The organism is Halobellus captivus (genome assembly GCF_003697845.1).
Classification (GTDB): Archaea; Halobacteriota; Halobacteria; order Halobacteriales; family Haloferacaceae; genus Halorubrum; species Halorubrum glutamatedens.
In genome coordinates, this window is sequence record NZ_RDQE01000002.1 from 202,579 (window position 1) to 224,286 (window position 21,708).

Annotated in this window: 23 protein-coding genes and 1 pseudogene; 8 read left to right on the top strand and 16 right to left on the bottom strand. The window is 68.2% G+C overall.

All coding sequences use genetic code 11. The features are described 5' to 3' along the window. Positions 1-94: 94 nt before the first annotated feature. Complete coding sequence (locus tag EAO78_RS03030; RefSeq protein WP_122104382.1) at positions 95-550, bottom strand: DUF5814 domain-containing protein; 456 nt, start codon at positions 548-550, stop codon at positions 95-97. A gap of 89 nt (positions 551-639) precedes the next feature. On the opposite strand from EAO78_RS03030, the gene EAO78_RS03035 reads away from it, so the two are divergent. Then, positions 640-1,248 (top strand): hypothetical protein, encoded by a 609-nt coding sequence (locus EAO78_RS03035; protein WP_122104383.1) that lies wholly within the window; start codon positions 640-642, stop codon positions 1,246-1,248. Between the two features lie 31 nt (positions 1,249-1,279). Here EAO78_RS03035 and EAO78_RS03040 read toward each other — a convergent pair whose 3' ends face one another. From EAO78_RS03040 to EAO78_RS03050, 3 genes are all read right to left on the bottom strand, one after another. After that, positions 1,280-3,124 carry an SLC13 family permease gene (locus EAO78_RS03040; RefSeq protein WP_122104384.1) on the bottom strand — a complete coding sequence of 615 codons (1,845 nt, stop codon included), beginning with the start codon at positions 3,122-3,124 and terminating at the stop codon, positions 1,280-1,282. A gap of 100 nt (positions 3,125-3,224) precedes the next feature. Further along, on the bottom strand, positions 3,225-3,509 hold the full coding sequence (eif1A, locus tag EAO78_RS03045) for a translation initiation factor eIF-1A (RefSeq protein ID WP_066417331.1): 285 nt from the start codon (positions 3,507-3,509) through the stop codon (positions 3,225-3,227). A gap of 115 nt (positions 3,510-3,624) precedes the next feature. Further along, positions 3,625-4,191: a P-loop nucleotide/nucleoside kinase family protein gene (locus tag EAO78_RS03050; protein WP_238987607.1), complete on the bottom strand. Its 567-nt coding sequence runs from the start codon at positions 4,189-4,191 to the stop codon at positions 3,625-3,627. 120 nt (positions 4,192-4,311) lie between these two features. Here EAO78_RS03050 and EAO78_RS18585 point away from each other — a divergent pair, with 120 nt between their 5' ends. From EAO78_RS18585 to EAO78_RS03070, 5 genes are all read left to right on the top strand, one after another. Beyond that, a complete protein-coding gene (locus EAO78_RS18585) occupies positions 4,312-4,437 on the top strand; it encodes a hypothetical protein (RefSeq protein WP_275263138.1) in 126 nt (41 codons plus the stop codon). Positions 4,438-4,499: 62 nt separating this feature from the next. Next, the gene (locus EAO78_RS03055) at positions 4,500-4,985 is read left to right on the top strand and encodes an Lrp/AsnC family transcriptional regulator (RefSeq protein WP_122104386.1); all 486 of its coding nucleotides are present in this window, start codon (positions 4,500-4,502) and stop codon (positions 4,983-4,985) included. A 172-nt stretch (positions 4,986-5,157) separates the two neighbouring features. Next, a complete protein-coding gene (locus EAO78_RS03060; protein ID WP_122104531.1) occupies positions 5,158-6,642 on the top strand; it encodes a proton-conducting transporter transmembrane domain-containing protein in 1,485 nt (494 codons plus the stop codon). After that, complete coding sequence (locus EAO78_RS03065) at positions 6,632-9,151, top strand: DUF2309 domain-containing protein (RefSeq protein ID WP_122104387.1); 2,520 nt, start codon at positions 6,632-6,634, stop codon at positions 9,149-9,151. The genes EAO78_RS03060 and EAO78_RS03065 overlap by 11 nt, the downstream gene beginning before the upstream one ends. A gap of 178 nt (positions 9,152-9,329) precedes the next feature. Beyond that, entirely contained in the window at positions 9,330-10,583 is a 1,254-nt protein-coding gene (locus EAO78_RS03070) for an outer membrane protein assembly factor BamB family protein (RefSeq protein WP_122104388.1), read from the top strand. A 327-nt stretch (positions 10,584-10,910) separates the two neighbouring features. Here EAO78_RS03070 and ndk read toward each other — a convergent pair whose 3' ends face one another. The 9 genes from ndk to EAO78_RS03110 all read right to left on the bottom strand — a co-directional run bounded on the left by ndk (position 10,911) and on the right by EAO78_RS03110 (position 17,094). Further along, positions 10,911-11,390 carry a nucleoside-diphosphate kinase gene (gene ndk, locus EAO78_RS03075; RefSeq protein WP_122104389.1) on the bottom strand — a complete coding sequence of 160 codons (480 nt, stop codon included), beginning with the start codon at positions 11,388-11,390 and terminating at the stop codon, positions 10,911-10,913. After that, positions 11,391-11,579, bottom strand: coding sequence for a 50S ribosomal protein L24e (locus EAO78_RS03080; RefSeq protein WP_122104390.1), 189 nt, complete (start codon positions 11,577-11,579; stop codon positions 11,391-11,393). Positions 11,580-11,582: 3 nt separating this feature from the next. Then, positions 11,583-11,807 carry a 30S ribosomal protein S28e gene (locus tag EAO78_RS03085; protein ID WP_112077388.1) on the bottom strand — a complete coding sequence of 75 codons (225 nt, stop codon included), beginning with the start codon at positions 11,805-11,807 and terminating at the stop codon, positions 11,583-11,585. A gap of 6 nt (positions 11,808-11,813) precedes the next feature. Continuing rightward, a complete protein-coding gene (gene rpl7ae / locus EAO78_RS03090; protein WP_094529274.1) occupies positions 11,814-12,176 on the bottom strand; it encodes a 50S ribosomal protein L7Ae in 363 nt (120 codons plus the stop codon). Positions 12,177-12,414: 238 nt separating this feature from the next. Next, positions 12,415-13,149 (bottom strand): ABC transporter ATP-binding protein, encoded by a 735-nt coding sequence (locus EAO78_RS18060; RefSeq protein WP_203227812.1) that lies wholly within the window; start codon positions 13,147-13,149, stop codon positions 12,415-12,417. Then, positions 13,146-13,892: an ABC transporter ATP-binding protein gene (locus EAO78_RS18065; protein WP_203227813.1), complete on the bottom strand. Its 747-nt coding sequence runs from the start codon at positions 13,890-13,892 to the stop codon at positions 13,146-13,148. The genes EAO78_RS18060 and EAO78_RS18065 overlap by 4 nt, the downstream gene beginning before the upstream one ends. Further along, positions 13,889-14,920: a branched-chain amino acid ABC transporter permease gene (locus EAO78_RS03100; RefSeq protein WP_122104391.1), complete on the bottom strand. Its 1,032-nt coding sequence runs from the start codon at positions 14,918-14,920 to the stop codon at positions 13,889-13,891. The genes EAO78_RS18065 and EAO78_RS03100 overlap by 4 nt, the downstream gene beginning before the upstream one ends. Next, entirely contained in the window at positions 14,917-15,810 is an 894-nt protein-coding gene (locus tag EAO78_RS03105) for a branched-chain amino acid ABC transporter permease (RefSeq protein WP_122104392.1), read from the bottom strand. Before EAO78_RS03105 ends, EAO78_RS03100 begins: the two co-directional genes overlap by 4 nt. A 9-nt stretch (positions 15,811-15,819) precedes the next feature. Next, on the bottom strand, positions 15,820-17,094 hold the full coding sequence (locus EAO78_RS03110) for an amino acid ABC transporter substrate-binding protein (RefSeq protein ID WP_122104393.1): 1,275 nt from the start codon (positions 17,092-17,094) through the stop codon (positions 15,820-15,822). 154 nt (positions 17,095-17,248) lie between these two features. Here EAO78_RS03110 and EAO78_RS03115 point away from each other — a divergent pair, with 154 nt between their 5' ends. Next, on the top strand, positions 17,249-18,658 hold the full coding sequence (locus EAO78_RS03115) for a bifunctional metallophosphatase/5'-nucleotidase (protein WP_122104394.1): 1,410 nt from the start codon (positions 17,249-17,251) through the stop codon (positions 18,656-18,658). 22 nt (positions 18,659-18,680) lie between these two features. On the opposite strand, the gene EAO78_RS03120 is transcribed toward EAO78_RS03115, so the two are convergent. Continuing rightward, complete coding sequence (locus tag EAO78_RS03120; protein WP_122104395.1) at positions 18,681-19,574, bottom strand: bifunctional methylenetetrahydrofolate dehydrogenase/methenyltetrahydrofolate cyclohydrolase; 894 nt, start codon at positions 19,572-19,574, stop codon at positions 18,681-18,683. A gap of 235 nt (positions 19,575-19,809) precedes the next feature. Between EAO78_RS03120 and EAO78_RS18380 the strand changes: the two are divergent. After that, positions 19,810-19,923, top strand: a pseudogene (locus EAO78_RS18380) (AN1-type zinc finger domain-containing protein); the annotation flags it as partial. 271 nt (positions 19,924-20,194) lie between these two features. Here the strand turns inward: EAO78_RS18380 and EAO78_RS03130 are convergent. Continuing rightward, entirely contained in the window at positions 20,195-20,959 is a 765-nt protein-coding gene (locus tag EAO78_RS03130; protein ID WP_122104532.1) for an aldo/keto reductase, read from the bottom strand. 67 nt (positions 20,960-21,026) lie between these two features. After that, positions 21,027-21,701: an HAD family hydrolase gene (locus EAO78_RS03135; protein ID WP_122104397.1), complete on the bottom strand. Its 675-nt coding sequence runs from the start codon at positions 21,699-21,701 to the stop codon at positions 21,027-21,029. Between the last annotated feature and the right edge of the window lie 7 nt (positions 21,702-21,708).

Sequence of the window (21,708 nt, forward strand, 5' to 3'; positions counted from 1 at the left end):
CCGTTCGACCGGTCCGAGACGCTGAGAAGGGAGCGGCCGTCGATCCGAGAACGATCGGTCGGGTGAGCCAGCGCTCAGCCGGAGAGTCCAGCGCTCAACCGGAGAGCTGATCGCGAGCGCGTCGCGCCTTCGAGGACATCTCCTCGTCGCCCTCGACGTCCGCGAGCGTCTCGACGGCCTCCAGTTTCCGGACCGCGTCGTCGAGGAACGACCGCACGTCGCCCGCGTACGCGTATACCATGTAATCGTCGGTCATCACGTCGACGATCGCACCGGGACCGAGCCCCTGCGCGCGCAACTCGAGCACGTACCGGATGAACTTCCGCTCGGGGCAGCCGCAGTAGGGGTTCGACTGGCAGTCGCAATCGAGGAAGTCCTCCGCGAAGTCTAAGATTCGGTCGCGGGTGGTCGAATCGAGCTTCGAGAGCCCGTCGCCGGTAAAGAGCATGTCCAGCGTCGCGCCCGCGAACGCGCTCTTGGGGACGTTCGCCTCCAGCTGGGAGGCGAGCTGACGGTGGTTCTTCACGTAGATCTTGTCGGTGAACGCCACGGCTTGCCCCTCGTAGGCCGTCCGGGCTCAAAAGGTGCGTGGTCGCCCGTGCCGTGCGCTTAAGCGGCCGCGACGCCAACTACGGCCGAATGGCCGAGCAGCCCTCCGAGGAGCGTCCAACGGTCGAAGCGGCGGATCCCGGCGACTCCGCCGACTCCACGGTCTCCGCCAACTCTCCCGACCCTCCCGACCCCGCCGTCGACGAGGAGCTCAAACGCCGGCTCCGGGAGGCGTACCTCAACGACGAGGAGGACGCGCTCGTCGTCACGGCGGTCCGAATGACGGACGACGAGGTCGTCGTCGAGACCCGGGCGCCACACGGCGAGACGACGCACGTCGAGCGATTCGACGCGCCGCGGCACGGCTCGCTCGAGGAGTGTGCCGAGTTCCTCGCGTTCCTCGAGTCCGCAGGCGTCTCGCCGCTCGATCTCGACGACCTCGTAGGGGCGCGCGTGCCGGCGACGTTCGACCCCGAGACGGGATGGCGGGTGAGGCGGGCGGCCGATCGAACCACGGGAGATGACGCCGCCGGCGACGACGACGCCTCCGGAAGCGATCCGTCGACCCGCCGGACCGTCCGATCGGGGTGGTCGGCGACCGTCGAGTGGGTCCGCGAGTACCGCGACTGGGTGATCGCGGTCCTGCTCGTCGGCGGCGAGCTGCTGTTCATCGCGCTGATCGTCGTCCTGTTCGCGTGAATCGGCACGACTCTCCGAGGAACCGATCGGCTCAGATCCCCCAGAGTGCGACGATCCCGAGGGTCGTCACGACGGAGAGCAGGAGCTGGAGCGGGCCGCCGACGCGCAGGAAGTCCGTGAACTCGTAGCCGCCGGGGCCGTACACCATCAGGTTCGTCTGATACCCCACCGGCGTCATGAAGGAGGTCGCGGACGCGAAGGTCACGGCGAGGAGGAACGTGAATCCGCTGGCGTCGAGTCTCGCGGCCGCGTCGACCGCGATCGGGATCATCAACACGATCGTCGCCACCGGCGTGATCACGTTCGCGAGCAGCCCCGTGACGAGATAAAACAGGAACAGCACGGCCACGAGCGGGAGGACGGAGCCGGTCGCGACGAGCCCCTCCGCAATGAGCGCGGCCCCGCCGGTCGCTTCCATCGCGAGCCCGAGCGGGATCACGCCGGCCAGGAGGAAGACGACGTTCCACGAGACCGCGTCGTAGGCGTCCGCCGAGGAGAGACAACCCGTGACGACCATCGCGAACACCCCGCCGAGCGCGGCGATCACGATCGGGAGGACGTCGAGGGCGGCCAGGCCGACCACGGCGACCATGATCGCGACGGCGACGGGCGTCTCCGGCGAGAGCGGCGCGACCGTCTCCGCGTCCGCCGCGTCGAGCCGATCGAGCGCGTCCTCGGGGATCACGAGGAGATCGTCGCCGTCGGCGAAGTACTCGATCGACTCGGGCGTGGTCTGTACCAAGAGCAGGTCGCCGGCCACGAGCGGAACCTCCTCGATGTCGGTCCGGATCAGATCGCTTCCCCTGCGGATCGCGAGCACCGTCATGCCGTGGAACGCCTCCAGACGGGACTCGGAGAGCGTCTCGCCGAGGAACTTGGACGTCTCGGGGACCACGGCCTTTCCGAGCCGATGAGGCGAGTCCTCGCCCGTGAACGACTCCGCGGTGACTCCGTCGGGATCGACGCGGTGGAGCCCGAACCGCCGACGCAACCGGTTCACGGCCGTCCGCGGACCGTTGACGACGACGACGTCGCCGGCCCGGAACCGCTGGTCGGTCCCGGCGGCGAGGAACGTCTCCCCGTTTCGTCGGACCTGAAGCGGCGTTACGGCCGCGGCGGTCCGGTCGTCGAGCCCCTCGATGGGGTGGTCGACCAACGGCGAGTCCGGGCCGACCGTCAGTTCCGCGAGGAAGTCCTCGAGTTCGAACTCCTCGACGAGGTCCGCGTCGGCGGGGATCCGAGCCGGAGTGAGCCACCGGCCGACGGTCATCAGATACGCGATCCCGACGACGAGCACCACCGCCCCGAGCGCGGTGAACTCGAACATCCCGATCGGTCCCCGGTCGAGCAGCGTGGCGGCGAACTCGCTGGCCAGCAGGTTCGTCGAGGTGCCGATCAGCGTCAGCGTGCCCCCGAGGATCGCGGCGTACGACAGCGGCAGGAGGAGCTTCGAGGGGGAGACGCCGGCCTCCCTCGCCAGATCGGTGATCATCGGAATGAACACCGCGACGACCGGCGTGTTGTTGACGACGCCCGCGATCGGACCGGTGGTCCCGATCGTCGCCGCCAGCGCGCGCGTCTCGCTGCCGCGGGTGAACCGCGAGAGGTGGATCCCGAGCCGGTAAACCAGTCCGGTCCGCTGGATCCCGGCGCTCAGCATGTACATCGCCACGATGGTGACCGTCGCGGTGTTCGCGAACCCGGAGATCGCCGCGCGCGCGCCGACGCCGGTCCACGGCTCCAGTGCCGCCAGCGCGACGACGATCCCGATCGCGGTGACGTCGTTGGGGATGACCTCGGAGACGAACAACGCCAGCGCGACGCCGATCAGCGCGAAGACGACGAGCGCGGCCGTGGGAACGCCGGCGAGAACCATGGCCGATCCACTCGGAGCGACGGTATATCGTTTCGGTCAGGAGTCGGACGTGGCTATCGCTCCCCCTCGGCGTGCGACTCGGAGAAGCGGGCGCGTCGTATTATTCGATGTGGCCTTCACGGCGGAGCTGGTCGGCCTGGTCGTCGGTGTAGCGCCACTCGACGTTGGCCTTCTCGTCCTGCCAGCTCCACGGCTCCGCGAGGACGACGTCGCCCTCGTTGATCCACGTGCGATACTTCATTCGGCCGGGGATCCGTCCCAGCCGCTCCTTTCCGTCCACACACCGGAGGCGGACGTGGTTGCCGCCGAGGTGTTCCGTCACGACGGCGAACACTTCGTCGTCTGAGGGCATTCGGAGGTTCCGACGCCCGGATTCTTCGCTCACGTCGTCCGATAGGAGGCACGTCCGTATAAGTGATGGGAGACGCGAGTCCGCGCACCTCACGAGATCCGGTGACACGGATCCGATCCGATGACACGGAAACGTCGACCGGCGGAGATCACCCGAAGACGGCGTCGACTTGCGCGCGCGTCTCCGCCTCGTCGCCGGAGTTGTCGACGACCACCACGTCGCCGCCGGTGCCGCGGACGGCGTCGGTCGCGTCGACCCGATCGAACAGCTCCTTGAAGTGGAGGTGGACGTCGAAGTCGGCGTCGCTTATCCCGTCACGACGACGAATCCGCTTCTTCACCACCGACTCGTCGCACTCGACCTTCACGAGCGCGAACCGGTCGGCGGCGCGGTCGGCCGTCTCCCTGGCGGCGGCCCGGAACCGCTCGTCCGCGAACGTGGCGTCGAGGACGACCGACTCCCCCTCGGCCACGCGATCGCGGGCGCGCTCGAGAAGTTCCGCGTACACCGCCTCCGTCTCCTCCTCGGCGTAGGTCGGCTCGGGGAACAGCTCCTTGCGGATCACGTCCGTGCGGAGGATCCGCGCGTCGACGTGCTCGGCCACCCGCTCCGCGACGGTCGTCTTCCCGACGCCCGGCAGCCCGCAGACGACGACGAGATCCCCCGAATCGAGGTCGGCCTGACTCATTCGAGAGGAGGGTCCGTCGAGACGCACATGAACCTTCCCTTCGGCCGTCGTGGACCCGTCAGAGGACCGAGCGATGGGGCCGTCGAGGGAAGGGGCGACGGGCCGACGAGCGAAGCCTTCAAATCGCGTCCGGGCGACCGCTCCCCCATGGACGCACTCACCTTCGAACAGGAGACCGAACACCTCTCGCCGGTCGTCGTCGTCGCGACGATCGCGTTGATCGCCGTCTTCGTCGTCGGGCTGCTCTATCAGGCGGTCGGCCTCGTGATCTGAGCGCTCGCCAGTACGACCGGTAAACGTCGAACAGTAAAGTGCCTCCCCGCGGACGCATTCGTATGACTAACAGGGAGGTCGACGACGTGGACAAAGCGATCCTGTACGCGCTCCAGGGGGACGCTCGAAACGTGTCGTCCGGCGACATCGCGGAGCGAACCGGGACCTCGGACAGCACCGTCCGCAAGCGCATCCAGCGTCTCGAATCCGACCGCGTGATCAAGGGATACAGTGCCCACGTCGACTACCAGAAGTCGGGGTACCCGCTCCGCATGTTGCTCTACTGTACCGCCTCGATCCCCGAGCGTGGCGAGCTCATCCCCGACATCCTGGACCTCGACGGCGTCGTCTCGGTCCAGGAGCTGGTCACCGGCGAACAGAACCTCCTCGTGACCGCCGTCGGCGAGACGGACGACGACATCACGTCCGTGGCACAGGAGCTCCTGGACATGGGGCTCACCGTCGCCGACGAAGTCCTCGTCCGAACCCACGAGACGACGCCGTTCGGCGAGTTCGACCCGGCGAACCACGCGGCGGATGGGGAGTAACCATAACGTTCTATAATGGGAGATATTCGAACGATTTGTGAATATAGATAGGTTTATCAAACGTTCTGTTCTCAATAGCGAGTAGACACGACCGGAAACGGAACTCGGCCCCGATCCACGGGATGACCGAGTCCGCCCCGATCGCCGGGTCGGTCGTACGATGGATCGAACGATGGCAGGACGCACCTCGAAGCCGACGGTCGGAGCGCTTCCGGACACGACGGCCGGATCGCCGTTCGTGCCGGCAGTACTGACGTGGCTCGTGTGGTCGCTTTTCGCCGCGAGCGTCGCCGTCCTCGTCGCCCGAGTCCGACTCGGAACCTCGTGGGAGGTCCCCGGCGTGATCGGCGTCGACGGCCTGACCGTTCTGCTGTGGGTCGTCGTGGCCTTCTTCAGCGGTGTCGTCCACAGCTACTCGCGCCGGTACATGGCCGGGAGCCGCCACGAGACCGGCTTCTTCCTCGCCGTGTTCGGCTTCACGGTCGTCGTCATGGGGCTCGCCGCCGCCGACCACGTCGGACTGTTCGCCGTCCTGTGGCTGGCGATGGGGCTTGTGATGGCGGAGCTGATCGGCACCGTCGACGGCTGGAAGCAGGCGCGGGCCGCCGCGAGCGTCGCCCGCACGTACTTCCTCGCCAGCAGCGCGCTCCTCTCCGTCGCGCTGACGACGCTGTGGTGGACGACCGGCGAAACGACGATCTCCGGGATCGCCGCGGTCGCCGACGGCCTCGACGGGACGGCGTGGCTCGTCGCCGCGGTCGCGCTCGTCCTCGCGGCGATGATCCAGTCCGCGCTCGTCCCGTTCCACGGCTGGCTGCTCTCCTCGATGACCGCCCCGACGCCGGCCTCGGCGCTGATGCACGCCGGGTTCGTCAACGCGGGCGGCGTCCTGTTGACCCGTTTCGCGCCGGTGCTGACCGTCGACGCGACCCTCATGCTCGGGGTCGTGGCCGTCGGCGCGACGAGCGCCCTGCTGGGTAAGCTCCTCAAGGCCGTCCAGACCGACGTCAAGGGCGAACTGGGTTGCTCGACGGTCGGACAGATGGGGTTCATGATCATGCAGGCCGGCCTCGGCTTCTTCGGGGCCGCCATCACCCACCTCGTCCTGCACGGGTTCTACAAGGCGTACCACTTCCTCAGCGCGGGCGAGCGGATCGAGCACGCGAGCCCGACTCACGAGGCGTCCAGCGAAGCGGGCGTCGCCGGCCTCGTCACCGTCCTGCTGACCGGGCTGGCGGGCGGCGCGCTGTTCGCGGCCCTCACCGGGAAGGGAACGAGCGTCGATGGCGGGCTGTTGCTCGCGCTGTTCGTGGTTCTCACCACGCTCCACGCGGCCCGCAGCGTCGTCGAACGCGCCTCGCTTCCGGGACCGGCCCGTTACGGCGCGGTTCCGCTCGTGTTCCTCCCGGCCATCACCGTCTACGCGCTCGTCTACGAGGCGATATCGGGCGTGCTCTCCGGGCTTCCGGTCGTTTCGGCCCCGACCGAACTCGGCGCCGTCCACGCGCTCGTCGCCGTCGTCTTCGTCGCCGTCTACGTCGCGATGGAGGCCGGCCTCCACGAGCGCAGTCCGCGCCTCTACGTCGCGCTGTTGAACGCGAGCCAACCCGCGTCGAGCACCGTGTCGACCGCCACGGAGGAACACGATGAGTACTGAACGCACCGTCGAGAAGTCCACCGTCGAGAAGTCCACCGTCGAGGAACGTATCGACAGGGCGGCGACCACCGTCGGCTCGCTCTGGCCGATCCACTCGTTCGTGACGGCCAACCCGCTCGCGGGCTTCGAGGACCTGCCGTTCGACGAGGCGGTCGGGCAGGCCGCAGACCTCCTGGGCGGCCGGGGCTATCCGAGCCCGGAGACGTTCCGGGCCGCCCTCGACCGCGGGCAGATCGATCCCCGGATACTCGACTCGGAGCTGACCGAGCGCGGCTACGAGGCCGACCCGGGGACCCTGCTGGAGCGCATGGAGGCCGAGGCGGAGTCCACGAGTGCGACCGGCGAGCCGGGGTTCCGAGCCGCCGACCCGGAGGGCACGGACCCGGACGTACGGCGCGCCGATCGCGTGCTGACGAAGTGGCTGTCGGCGTTCCTCGACGAGGGGCAGGCACGGTGGTCGATGCCGAACCGCGAGGCGGGGTTCTACCGTGCGGTCCGGTCCGTGGCCGCCCACGACCGGCGGATCCCCGACGAGGGGGTCGTCGCGGACCTGCCCGAGTCCCCGATCGACGCCATCGAAGCCGTGCTGGAGCCGTATCCGGAGAGCCAGTGGGTCCCCGTCTTCGAGGAGCAGTTCGCCGCGCTCTCGGGGTGGACGGGGTTCATCAACCGTCGCGCCGACGACGACGGCGCGTGGCAGTCGGCGTTCCCGATCGCGCTCGAGGGGTACCTCGCGGTGCGGCTCGCGCTGCTGGACGGCTTCGGCGTCGATCTCGAGCCGTCGACGGGTCGCGACGGGGGGACGGTCGGCCCGGCCGACGGGATCGCCGACGCGTTCCTGAGTGCGTGGGAGGCGAGCTACCGGGGTGACCTCGTCGAGGCCGTTGCCGCCGAGAGCGAGGCGCTCGACGATGCGGCGTCGGCCGATCGCGGGTCCGCCGACCGCCCGGACGCGCAGTTGGTCTTCTGTATCGACACGCGCTCGGAGGTGGTCCGCCGGCACGTCGAGGCGACCGGCGACTACGAGACCCACGGCTACGCCGGCTTCTTCGGGATCCCGATGGAGTACCGGGGGTACGGTTCCGAGGTGTCGAACGACGCCTGTCCGCCGATCCTCGACCCGAAACACCACGTCACGGAGGCTCCCGCGGACGGGGACACGCGGGCGAGCCGTGACCGCTGGTCGAGCCTCCGGGAGGCCGCGGGCGAGGCCGTCGAGACGCTGAAGACCAACCCCGCCACCGCCTTCGGCTTCGTCGAGAACGCCGGCAGCGGGTACGGGCTGGCGCTCGCGGCCCGCACGCTCGTCCCCGGCCGCGTCCGCGACCTGCTCGTCGGCGCCGACGACGCCGTGCCGGACGACCACGAGTTCTGCGACCAGACCGTCGACCACCGTGGCGACCGCGCCGGCGACCTCCCCGTGGGGCTGACGCGCGAGGAGAAGGTCGAGTACGCCGCGACCGCCTTCGAACTGATGGGCTGGGAGACGTTCGGACGGCTCGTCGTCTTCGCCGGGCACGCCGGCGAGACGGCCAACAACCCCTACGACTCGAGTCTGGACTGCGGGGCGTGCGCCGGCAACCCCGGGGGCCCGAACGCGCGTCTCCTCGCGGCCGTCTGTAACGACGAGTCCGTCAGGGCCGACCTCCGCGACCGCGGGTTCGACGTGCCCGAGGACACCGTCTTCCTCGCCGGCCAGCACAACACCACGACCGACGAGATCGAGCTGTACGACGGCCACGTCCCCGAGAGCCACGACGACGACCTCGACCGGCTGCGCGCGGACCTCGACGCGGCTCGCGAGCACGCGGCCGCCGAGCGCGTCGGGTCGACGGACGGGGACGACACGGCGAGCGTCGACGGGGCGGACGGCGGAGCGAGCGTCCGGGAGACGGAGCGTCGCGCCGCCGACTGGGCCGAGACGCGTCCCGAGTGGGGGCTGGCCGGCAACGCCGGGTTCGTGATCGGTCCCCGCGGGCTGACGAGCGACCTCGATCTCGACGGTCGCGCGTTCCTCCACTCGTACGACTGGTCGACCGATCCCGACGGCGACGCGCTCGAGGCGATCCTCACGGGGCCGATGGTCGTCACCCAGTGGATAAACGCGCAGTACTACTTCTCGACGGTCGACAACGCCGCCTACGGGAGCGGATCGAAGGTGACGCAGAACCCCGTCGGCAACGTCGGCGTGTACCAGGGCAACGGCGGCGACCTGATGACCGGGCTCCCCCTGCAGTCGGTGATGGCCGCGGACGACGAGCCGTACCACCAGCCGCTCCGGCTCTCGACGGTCGTCCACGCGCCGGTCGACCGCGTCACCGAGGTGCTGGCCGACCACGGGAAGCTGACCGGACTGCTCGACAACGACTGGCTCTCCCTGACGGTCGTCGATCCCACCCGAGAGCACCGTGCGTTCCACTACGAGGACGGTCTGGAGTGGTCGTCCGCGTCCGAGGCTCCGGACGCCCGCCGGGCGGTACCGAACGCGCCCGCGGTCGCGGACGACTGACGGGGTCGGCGAAGACGACTGACGGGGTCGGCGAAGACGACTGACGGGACGCGTCGAGGGACGACCGACGACGCCCGCGGGATCGCGTCTCGGGGTGCGCGAGACTCGAGGGGTCTCAGGTCCGCCGTTCCGACCCGCATCCGACAGCCGTATGTCGCCACCGGCCGAACCGGGCGTAATGGACCGTCGAGTCCTGTTCGCGATCCTGATCCTGTTCGCCGGCGGCGCCACCGGCGTCGGCGTCGCCACGTTCGCGTTCGTCGGCCTCGACGACGCGAACGCCGAGGCCACGGTCGTCTGGGAGTCCGAACCCGCGCCGGGCGACGACGGAACCGGAGCCGCGACCGTCGACGTCGACGGGGAGACGCTGGTGGTCCAGCCGACCGTCGAGGACGGCGACCGCGCCGTCCGCGCGGTGGTTCCGGGGGACGGCCGGGCGTGGACGACGCGGATATCGGGAACGCCGGGCGAAAGCGGTGACGACGAGGGCGACGGAAACGAGACCGGCCCGGTCGACGTGAGCCGACTCGCGACCGGCACGCTCGACGGCGATCCGGTGGTCGCGCTGACGACCGGACCGGGGAGACTCGTCGTGTTGAACGCCGCCGACGGCGAGGAGCGGTTCGTCGTCGATCTCGACGGATCCGGCGCGGTCGTCCCGGCGATCGGATCGCCGACGGGGGACGGCAGGAACGTCGTCGCCGCGACGACCGCCGACGGCTCGGTCCTCGCCGTCGCCGGCGACGGCGACCCGGTCTTCGCGGCGTCGGTGGACGGACGGGTCGAACGGCGGCCGCTCGTCGTCGGGCCCGACCCGGACCCCGACGGACGCGACGAGTCGGTGCCCGGCGGGGTCGCGGTCTCGACCGCGGGAAGCGGTCCCGGAACCGTCCACTTCCTCGACGAGCGGGGGGAGGTCCGCTGGACGACGACGCCGACGGTGACGGCGGTCGGGTGGAACGTCGCGGAGACGCGCCGTGGCCCGGTTCTGACGCTCGGCGGGTCCAACGGGAACCTCGAGGCGCTGGAGGTCGCGGACGGCTCCTCGCGGTACGAGGTCGGCCTCCAGGACCGTCCCGTCGCCGTGGGCGACGTCGACGGCGGCCAGGTCCTCGTCGGCGGCGTCGGCAGCGTCTGGGCGGTCAACCTGCTCGACGGCGAGGTCGTCTGGAAACAACAGTTCGGCGGGCAGACGCGCGTGAACGCGCCGGCCGTCGGAGAGCTCACCGGCGACGACACGCCGGAGTCGGCCGCGGTGAACCGCGAGGGTGAAGTGCTCGGATTGACCCGCAACGGCGAGGTCGTCGTCCGCGGGAGCGTCCCGGAGACGGTGGTGTACGCGAGCCCCCGGTTCGCCGACGCGAACGGCGACGGAACCGACGAGGTCCTCGTCGTCGACCGGGACGGCGTCGTGCGTGCGCTCTCGACGTAGCGGGAACTTCGTGCGGTCGTCCAGTGGATCGCTCGAGCGTCGACCGGATCTTCGAGCGCCGACTGAGCCGTTCGAACGCCGAACTAGCCCGGTGGGCCGTAGTAGCGCACCCGGCGTGGACGGCGTGATCGGCGTGGATGGCGTGTGGGCTCGCGGGGGTATTCATATACGCCGAAAAACGGAATATCGAGTGACTGCAGCGAGATCACGGCGCGTTTTCACCGGAAACGAGGTGTGTCAACGAGGCTGCCGCTCGGCGGTCGTCGTCGGGTCGTTTCGACGGGAGATCGGCCGTCGAGAGGGCGTCGATGGGCGGGTGGTCCGGCCTCAGTGGTCCTCGTCCTCGTACACCCACGCGGCGGCGTCGAGGTCGTAGTCGACGAGTTCGTCCTCGTCGAAGAACAGGTCGATCTCGCGTTCGTTCGCGCCCTCGTCCTCGTGGTCCGACGCGTGGATCACGTTGTGGCCGAGGTCGAGCCCGAAGTCGCCGCGGATCGTGCCCGGGGCTGACTCGGCGGGGTCGGTCTCGCCGACCATCGCGCGGACCTGGCGGGTCGCGTCCGCGCCCTCCCAGACCATCGCGAAGACGGGTCCGGAGGTGATGAACTCGACGAGTCCGTCGAAGAACGGCTTGTCCGCGTGCTCGCCGTAGTGATCGTGGGCGAGCTCCTCGTCGATCCGCATGAACTTGCCGCCGACGAGCTTCAGGCCGCGCTCCTCGAACCGCGAGACGATCTCGCCGATGAGTCCGCGCTGGACGCCGTCGGGCTTGACCATCACGAAGGTGCGCTCGTCGTGGTGGCTCATCTACTCGCCTCCCTCGTTGCGTCCTTCCTCGGTCCACTCGAGGTCGCGCGCCTCGCGGCCGAGGAAGTAGTTCTTCTCCGCCTTCGAGTCGACGAAGTGGAGGATCTGTCCGTTCGTCTTCACGAACATCGTGCCCGTGCCGGGCTCGATCTCCTCGCCGGTGTAGTCACAGGTGCGTGTATCGACCATGGGTTATCGCCCTCCGATGGCGTCGGCGTCACGCTGGGTCTCGCGTAACTGGAGCACGTCGCCCAGTCGGACGGGACCCAGGACGTTTCGCGTGATGATCCGTCCCTGGTTCGATCCCTCCTGGATGCGGCATTTGACCTGCATGGCCTCGCCGTGCATCCCGGTCTTGCCGACGACCTCGATCACCTCGGCGGTGGTCGAATCGCCGGGTCCCTCTTCTGCGCTCATGGGTGGTTATCGAAGCTCCGCGACCTTCTCGCCGATGTCCTCGATGTCGTCGGCGGCGTCGCCGGCCTCGACGACCGCGGCGGCGGCGGAGCCGACCTCGAGGCCCGCGGCGTGTCCGACCTCGTCCTGGGTGTCGACGAAGACGACCGGGATCCCCTTCTCCTCGGCGAGCTCGGGGAGGTGCATCACGATCTCCTCGGGCGAGACGTCCTCGGCGACGAGGACGAGCTTCGCGTTGCCGCGCTCGACGGACTTGGTGGTCTCGTTCGTTCCTTTCTTTACTGTACCGGTGTCTCGGGCGACCTCGAACGCCTCGAGCGATCGCTCGGCGAGGTCGGCCGGGGTGTCGTAGTCTACGTAAACTGGCATGTGTTGTTCACCTATGTCCTCCGTGTGGGCTCGCGTGTCCGTCCCGTAGTCGATCCCTGTCGGAACGGCACATCATCGACCCCACAGAGGGTGTACTCCGGAGTACTCTTGGACAGCATAAAAGCGCTTTCAAAGCGCTCGGGGCGTGTGAGAGGGCGTGACGAACGACGTGTGGAAGGGAGCATCGAACGGCGTATGCGAGGAGGTACCGTGGCGGGGTCGAACCGGGAGAGCCGGTCTACAACCCTAGGTACAGCTCCATCAGCTCGTCCTCCTCGGAGAGGTCCTCCGGCGGCCCGTGGAACTGTACCTCCCCTTCCGCGAGGATGTACACGTAATCGGCCAGCCGGAGCGCCGCCCGGACGTTCTGTTCGATCAACACGACCTGTGCGCCACGGTCGACGAGCCGTTCGATCAGGCCGAACGCGTCGTCGACGAGCCGGGGCGCGAGCCCGGCCGACGGTTCGTCGAGCAGGAACGTGTCGGCCCCGGTCATCATCGCCCGCCCGAGACTCACCATCATCTGTTGGCCCCCGGAGAGGTCCCGTGCCTTCTGGCCGAGCTTGTCCTCGAGCGCCGGGAACACCTCGAGCACCTCCGCCTTCCGTTCGACGATCGCGTCGGCGTCGTCGACGGTGAACGCTCCGACGTTCAGGTTCTCCTCGACAGAGAGGCTCCCGAATATCCCGCCGCCCTGCGGGAGCGTCGCGATCCCGTGAGTGACGATGTCTTCGGGTTTCGCCTCGGTGAGGTCGACGTCGCCGTAGGTGATCGTTCCGTCCCATACGGGGACGATCCCGTTCAGCGTCTTCAGGAACGTCGACTTGCCGGAGCCGTTCGGGCCGAAGATACACGTCACGCCGTCGCGGCTCTCGAAGGTGATCCCGTGAAGGACCTGGTGGCGGTCGTAGCCGGCCTCCACTCCGATGGCCGAGAGCGTCGGCACGTCGCTCGAGCCGTCTCCGCCGCTCATATCGGCACCTCGTCGTCCTCCGCGGTCGTTCCGCCGAGGTACGCCTCCCGGACGGCGTCGTCCTGGGAGACGTCCTCGAAGTCGCCCTGTGCGATGTGGCTCCCGGAGTCGAAGACGGATACCGAGTCCGCAAGCGTCTTCATCACGTGCATGTCGTGCTCGATGACGACGAACGTCGTTCCCTCGTCGTTCAGCTCGTGAATGTGGTCCATGATCCGCGACTCGAGCGCCGGGTTCACGCCGGCTGCGGGTTCGTCGAGCATTACGACCTCCGGATCGAGCATTAACACCCGACCGAGCTCCAACAGCTTCTGTTGGCCCCCGGACATGCCGCGCGCCTCGTTGTCGGCGATGTGGTCGATCTCGAGGAACTCCAATATCTCCCCGGCGCGATCGCGTTTCTCCTCGCGTGAACGGCCGTCGTCGGTCTGGACCGCGAGCATGTTCTGTCGTACGGTCATGTTCTTGAACGGGGAGACGATCTGGAAGGTTCGTCCGAGCCCGCGACGCGCGAGCCGGTGAGGCTCCCAGCCGGTGACCTCCTCCCCGTCGAAGTGGACGCTTCCACCGTCGGGCTGATAGAAGCCCGTGACGGTGTTGAAGAACGTGGTCTTCCCGGAGCCGTTCGGCCCGATGATCCCACGGATCTCGCCGCGCTCAACCGAGAGTGAGATCTCGTCGTTGGCGGTCAACGCGCCGAATCGCTTCGTCAGGTCGGTCGTTCGGAGTATGTCGTCGGTCATAGTAGGTCGAACTTCTCTCCGAGTTCCTTCACGTTCTCCCGGACGTCGGCCCGGTCGACCTCCCCGCGGAGGATCCCGATGATCCCGCTCGGTGCGAACAGGACAGTGATCATTATCAGGATACCGATGAGCGGCAGGTAGAACGTGGTCGAACCGAGGAACACCGACGAGAGACGCTCCAGGAGGAACACGAGTAGCCCGCCGACCACCGGTCCGGTCAGCGTGCCGAGCCCGCCCAGAAGCGCCATGATGACCATCCGGTCGGTGATGATCGGTGCGAGGACGTCGTTCGGGTGGACGTAGACGATGTACCACGCGTGGACCGCGCCGAAGAGGGCCGCGACGACACACGAGAGCACGTACACCTGCCGTTTCACTCGTGTCGTGTCGATCCCGAGCGACTCGGCGGCGTCCTGGTCGTCCCGAAGCGCCTTCACGCGGTATCCGAACTCGTGGCGCTCGAACAGGTAGTAGGTGAGCGCCATCGTGGCGAGACACAACACGAGCATCGCGTAGTAGAAGAACGCCTCGGAGATCGGGAACGGGACCGGAACGCCGACGAACGTCTCCGACGAGCGCGGCAGACTCAACCCGAAGGTCCCGCCGGTGATCCCGGTCACGAGCGCAGCCTGTTTGATCGATTCGGCCAACGCCCACGTCGCGATCGCGAAGTATGCACCGGTGAGCCGCAACGTCGGGACGGCGACGAGGTAGGCGACGGTCGCCGCGACGACGGCGGCCAGTACGAACCCGACGACGAAGGGATACCCGAGCTGCGCCATCGCGATCCCCGTCGCGAAGGCACCGATCCCGAAGTACGCACCGTGTCCGAAGTCGAGGTAGCCCGCGTAGCCGCCGATCATGTTCCACGACTGGGCGAGGCCGATCCACATCAGCGCGCCCAGCCCGATCCGCGCCCAGAAGTCGCCGAACAGGAGCGGCCAGGCGACCAACAGGACGGCCAATCCGGCGTACCAGTAGCGTGGTTCCCCCGGAAGCCGATCCAGGGAAGGAACGGGTCCGGTCATGTGGCCCACTCACCCTTTCCGAGGATCCCCGCCGGCGACACCAGCAGGACGACGTAGATGATCGCGAACAGCACGAGCAACACCAGGTTACCGCTGATGTACACCGCCGTGAACGACTGCGTGAGCCCGAGGACGATCCCGGCGAGAATGACACCCGGGAGATACCCCATCCCGGCGAGCACCACCATGAAGAACGCGAACGCGGTGTACTGGAGCCCCATGCCGGGGTTGGCCGTGAACGTCATCCCGATGAAGACGCCGGCGCTGCCGGTCAAGGCGGCGTACGCCCCGTAGGCTATCGACTGGTAGCGGTTGATGTTGATCCCCATCAGTCGGGCGTTCGTCCGGTCCTCGGCGATCGCGCGGATCGCCATTCCACCGCGCGTCCGGTACAGGTAGTACATGAACACGAGCAGTCCGGTAACGCCGAAGACCGCGGTCACGGTCCTGACGACCGGAAAGGTTCCGATCCCCGGAATCGTCACTCCACCCGTCAGAAGCGAGGAGGGGACGTCCTGGTTGTTCGGACCGAAGATCGTGAGCACCGAACCGCGGAGAAACGTGGCGAGCCCGAACGTGAACACGAGTCCCATCAACAGCGGATGAGGTCTGTCACCCGTCGTTACGTGGTGGATCAGCGGCTGGATGAGCGCCCCGACGCCGAAGAATACGACGAGGACGATCGGTATCACGAAGACACCCTCGGATCCGAGGATCGGAGCGAGAACCGCCCCCATGAACGCGCCGACCATCACGTACTCGCCGACTGCGAAGTCGACGACCTCAAGCACGCCGAACGCGAGCGAGAACCCGACGCCGATCGTGACGTAGATCCCCCCGAGCAGGAGACCGTTGATGACGATCTGTGTGAACAGTCCGATGTCGACCATCTATCGGTTTTACCGCTCGTCCCACGCGGGGACGGGATAGTTGGCCTCGGCGGTCGCGGACTCCTCGGGTCCGACGATCGACGGCGAACCGTCCTCGCCGAGCTGGACGAGGAGGGTCTGCGTGTTGATGTTGTTGTGGTAGTACTCGCCCTCTGTCTCGAAAGCGACGTCCCCGTAGAAGGTGTTGACCTCGATCTCCTCGAGGATCCCGATCAGCTCGTCCTTGTCGTCCTGGGTCAACGGCGGGGCCGATCCGAGCTCCTTGAACGCCTCCTGGAAGACGATCCCGGCGGCCGTCGATCCGGCCTGCGTGTAGTCGGGCGCGGTGTCGTACGCGGACTGGGAGGCGTCGGCGTACGCCTGCGGGGAGTCGAAGAGGACGCCGCCGGAGCGGTCGACGCCCGGGATCCAGACGGTTGCGCCGAAGGTGTACGGCCCCTGGTCGCCCGCGCCGTCCCTGTACGAGCCGGTGTTGACGCCGTAGTGCATCAGGAACCCGTCCGGGTTGTATCCGAGCTGTTCGGCGGCGTTGACGAGGTCGACGTGGCTCCCGATGTGCCCCCCGTGGAGGTGGAGGTCCGGATCCGCGTTCTGTGCCGCGCTCACGACGTTCGTGTAGTCGGTGTCGCGCGGGAACTCCTCGTAGTTCTCGACGGTGATCCCCGCCTCCTCGGCGGCCGCCCGCATCGCCTCGCCGGTCGCGACCGAGAAGGGTTCGTTCACGGCCGTGACGTACACCGACTCGGGCTGCGGCTCGAGGTTCAACAACGCGGACGTCGCCTCGTTGCCGATGATGCTCACCGTCGGGATCGTCCCGAAGCTGTACTCGAAGCCCTCCTGCCAGATCTGCGGCGACTCGGCGCTCCCGCTGATGTGGGGCATGGAGTTCTGCTCCATGATCGGACAGACCGCGAGGGTGACGTTGCTGGAGTAGGGGCCGAGAATGGCGTCGGCTCCGTCGTTGATCATCTGGGAAGCCGCGTCCGCGCCCGTCGACGGAGTCGACTGTGCGTCGGCGTACTCGATCTCCACTTCATAGGTCTCTCCGCCGACCTCGATTCCGCCCTGTTCCTCGTTGATCGTGTCCGCCCACAGGTCGTATCCCCGCTGGGTGACCTCGCCGCCGAAGCGGAGTTCCCCCGAGAGCGACGTCACCGCACCGAGTTTGAAGTAGTCGCGTTCGGAGCCGCCGCCGAGCCCGGCACAGCCGGCGAGGCCGACCGCGGTCGCCGCGCCACCGACACCTTTCAGGAACGTCCGCCGATCGTCGTGTTTGCGTGTCATAGCTACGCACGGGAATCTCGAATCGTGTGTAATAAATGTTTATGTGGAAGACAGTATGTGTGTTCGTTCGGGAACGATCCGGGAGGCCGGATCGACCCTTCCGCTTCGCTTGCGATCGTTTTTGTCCGCCGGGGTCCCAGCGATCCACACTCACATGGCTCGTCTCCTCCACTACTCCGACATCGAGAACGTCTTCGACGTCCCCGAGCGGGCGGCCCGGCTGGCGGGACGGATCCGCGAACTCGACGGTCCCGACGCCGCGGTCGTCGCCACCGGCGACACCACCGCGCCGGGCGTCCTCTCGCTGGTCGCGAAGGGACGCCAGACGATCGACTTCTACGCGGCCACCGACACGCTGCTCGACACCTTCGGCAACCACGAGTTCGACTACGGTCCCGACGCGCTCCGCGGGCTCGTCGACGACGCGCCGGTCGAGTTCGTCTCCGCGAACGTCCGCGACGAGGACGGCGACCCCTTCGGACGGCGGGAGGGCGTCGTCCCGTGGACGACCCGTGCGGTCGACGGCGCGACCGTCGGCTTCGTCGGCGTCACCGACCCGGCGACCGACTCGCTGAACCCGATGGCCGCGCCGCTCACGTTCGACGAGCCGGTCGCGGCCGTCCGGGAGGCGCTCGCCGACCTTGAACGCGAGGGGCCGCCGGTCGACCACCGCGTCGTCCTCTCGCACCTCGGCGGCGGCGACGACGACCTCGCCCGCGAGCTCGACGTGGACGCGATCCTCGGCGGGCACGTCCACAGCCGGCGGAACGAGCGCGTCGACGGGACGCTCCTCGTCCGCCCCGGCGTGAACGGCGAGGCCGTCGCCGAGGTCGACCTCGGCGATCCGAACGACCCGGACGGCCTCGCCGACTCCGGCGGCCACGTCACCGCGACGCTTCACGAGCCGGACGGCGTCGATCCCCACGGGGAACTCGAGCGGGCGCTCGCCGAGCGGATGGGCGCGGCCGACCTCGACGAGGTCGTCGACCGGGTCGCGGAGCCGATCGAGCGAACCGGCGAGGTCGTCCACGGCGGGGAGTGCCGCGCCGGCAACTTCGTCGCCGACGCGTTCCGCTGGGCGCACGACGCCGACGTGGGACTCTCGAACGCCGGGGGACTCCGGCAGGGCGACCCCTGGCACGGCGACGTGACGAAGGCGGACCTCATCAGCCTCATTCCGTTCGAAGAGCCGGTGGTCCTGACGTCGGTCACCGGCGCGGAGCTGCGCGCCGTCCTCCGGGAGATGGCCGCACCGGACATCGACTTCGGCGAGGACGACTGGTGGCACGGCCACGTCTCGAACGCGCGGGTCGTCTGGGACGCGGAAAGCGAGACGATCGTCGAGGCGACCGTCGGCGGCGAGCCGATCGACCCGGACGCCCGGTACACGGTCGCCACCTCCGAGTACCTGCTTCACTCCGATCACGAGTTCCCGACGCTTTCGGAGCGTCACCGGGTCGGCGAGGCCGACATCCAGTACGAGGTGCTCGCCGACTTCGCCCGCGAGCGCGGCATCGATCCCCGGATCGAGGGGCGGATCGAGATCCGGAACGGGAAGGAGTGAAACGACGAAACGGTCGAATACGCTACGGCAGTTCCACGTCGACGGCGTGTTGCCGGCCCGCCGCCTTCACCGTGTTGTACAGGAGCATCGCGCGGGTCATCGGCCCGACGCCGCCGGGGACCGGCGTGATCGCGCCGGCGACCTCCTTCGCGGAGTCGTAGTCCACGTCGCCGACGAGCTCGTACCCCCTCTCCGTGTCGGCGTCGACGCGGTTGATCCCCACGTCGATCACGGTCGCGCCCGGCTTCAGGCTCGAGCCGTCGACGAACTCCGGGATCCCCGCGGCGGCGATCACGACGTCGGCGTCGGCGAGCTTCCCCTCGAGGTCCTCGGTTCGCGAGTGACAGACGGTCACGGTGGCGTTCCCCTGCGGAGCCTTCTGGATCAGGAGGTTCGCCATCGGCTTGCCGACGATGTCCGAGCGGCCGACGACGACCGCGTCGGCCCCCTCGGTCTCGACGTCGTAGGCGGCGAGCAGCTTCTGGACGCCGTGGGGCGTACAGGGCTTGTAACGGGCGTCGCCGGCGACGAGCCGCCCGACGTTCTCGGGATGGAAGCCGTCAACGTCCTTCTCGGGGTCGATCCGTCGGAGCACCTCGCGACCCTCGACGTGGTCGGGGACGGGCAGCTGGACGAGGATCCCGTGGACGTCCTCCCGCGCGTTGAGGTCGTCGATGGTCGAGAACAGCTCCTCGGCGGGCGCGTCGGCGTCGACGTCGACGTGGATCCCCTCGATGCCGACCTCCTCGCAGTCGCGCTGTTTCATCGAGACGTACGTCTCGCTCGCGGGGTCGTCGCTCATCAGCACGGTCGCCAGCCCGGGCTTCACGCCCGCGTCCGCGAGCGTCTCCACGCAGTCGGCGACGCCCGACCGGACGTCCGCCGCCACCGCCTCGCCGTCGATGACCTCGGTCATACCCGTACGGGACGGCGGGAGCGGTAAAAGCTACCCGGGATCGTGTCGATCGAAACGGAGCGAATTAGAAATATATCCACGAACGTGGATCTATTTCGCCGCTCGCTCGTCAAATCCGCCTGCCACCCGCTTTCTGGACGGATGGCGGGATAAACGTACGAGATAACTCACCAGTCCGGCGAAACGGACCTGCTTCTCGCCATAATATTATTACAGTATCTTGTTATGATCATCCATGAATTGTGAGGTGTGTGGAGAGACTGGTTCGATGCCGTACACCTGTAATCGGTGTGGTCAGACGTTTTGCGTCTCTCATCGCCTTCCTGAGTCACACGGCTGTGGCGGACTCGAGGTCGAGAAAGCCCACCGAGCCACACTTAGGGAAGAAGGAACAGAAGTTCCTTGGTTCGAGAACGATCGACCCCGATCAAATAATACAGCCGAAAAAGACTCGATGCCGACTTTGAACACCATCCTCCTCGTCTTGGTAATCCTGCTCGCAACCGCCGGATTCGCGGCTTTCGCTATTTCGTTGATCCTCTAAGACCCGTTGTGAGCATCTATCCGTAAATTCACCTACCGAGATCCGACTCTCCATCAGTTGTCGGATCCACCCCCGATCACTCCGGATACAGCTCCTCCTCCCGGTCGATCGCGTCGATCGCGGCGATCTCGTCGGGCGCGAGCGCGAGGTCGGCGGCCGCGAGGTTCGCCCGGAGGTGTCGCTCGCTCGACGCCTTCGGGATCGCCACGACCGGGTCCTTCGCGGTCGCCCACGCGATCGCGACCGTCTCGGGCGTCGCGTCATGTCGATCCGCGATCTCGACCACCTCGTCGATCTCGCCCACCTTCCCGCCCGCGAGCGGCGAGTACGCCACGACCGGATAGCCGTGCTCCCGGGCGTGTTCGAGCAGTTCGGGACGGTAGAAGAGCGGGTGGAGCTCGGTCTGGTGGGCCGCGATCGATGCGTCGAGTACCTCGCTGGCGCGCTCGAGGTCGTCGATCTCGAAGTTCGAGACGCCGACCGCGCCGGCGACCCCCGCATCGACGAGGCGGTCCGTCGCGGGCAGGGTCGTCTCCGGGTCGTACGCGCCGCGCGGACGGTGGACGTACAGCAGGTCGATCCCGTCGACGCCCAGCAGCTCGGCGCTCTCCCGGGCGGTCGGCCCGACGTCATCCGCGGCGAGCGCGTCTATCCAGAGCTTCGTCGCGACCGTGACCGCCTCGCGGTCGACGTCGCTTTCGGCGAGTCCCTCCCCGACGACGGCCTCGTTGCCGTAGATCCGAGCGGTGTCGACGTGGCGGTAGCCGAGGTCGAGGGCGGTCGCGATCGGGTCGGGCTCGTCGATTCCCATCGTTCCGAGCCCCACCGGCGGGAGGTTCAGGTCCATACTCCGACTCGCGGTCGACGATCCATAAACGCCGGCGTCACGGCGACGTGGAACTGGGGTGTCACGGCGACCCGATCGGCGAGCGGCCACAGAGGCTCACGAGGTCGTGGAGGTCGTCGATCTCGTAGGTCGGCTGCGTGGAGAGCTCGAAGGACCGGCGGTGTGGGCGTCGGATGAACGCGGAGTCGATCCCGGCGTTGTCGGCCGCGAGGACGTCCGACTCGTTGTCGCCGACGAACAGCGCGGTCGACGCGTCGAGGTCGGCGATCGCCCGCTCGAGGTAGTACGGCGAGGGTTTCTTCCGCGAGAGGCTGGCGATGGAGGGCTCGCGGCCGTAGACGACGTCGAACCGGTCGGCGAGCCCGAAGTGTTCGAGGAGGTCGTCGACGGTGGCCTGTTGGTTCGACGAGACGATCCCGAGCGCGGCGTCGAGGTGTGCCAGCGCGCCGACGTCCTCGTAGGGGGTCTTGCGACCGGCCCGCGAGGCGGCGACCTGCGCGTCGGACGCGGTCCGGTCGCGGACGCGCCAGAACTCGACCGGATCGATCCCGTAGCGGTCACAGATGTCGGACAGCGTCGCCGGGTCGACGCCGACCGCGACGTCGTCGACGTGTGCGAGGTCCGGGTCGGTCACGCCCAGCCGCTCGAACGCCTCCCAGGCGGCCTCGCGGAGGGTGTCGAACGGCGTGCGGCCGACGATCACCCCGTCGTGATCGAGAACGACGGCGTCGTACACGTCGCTT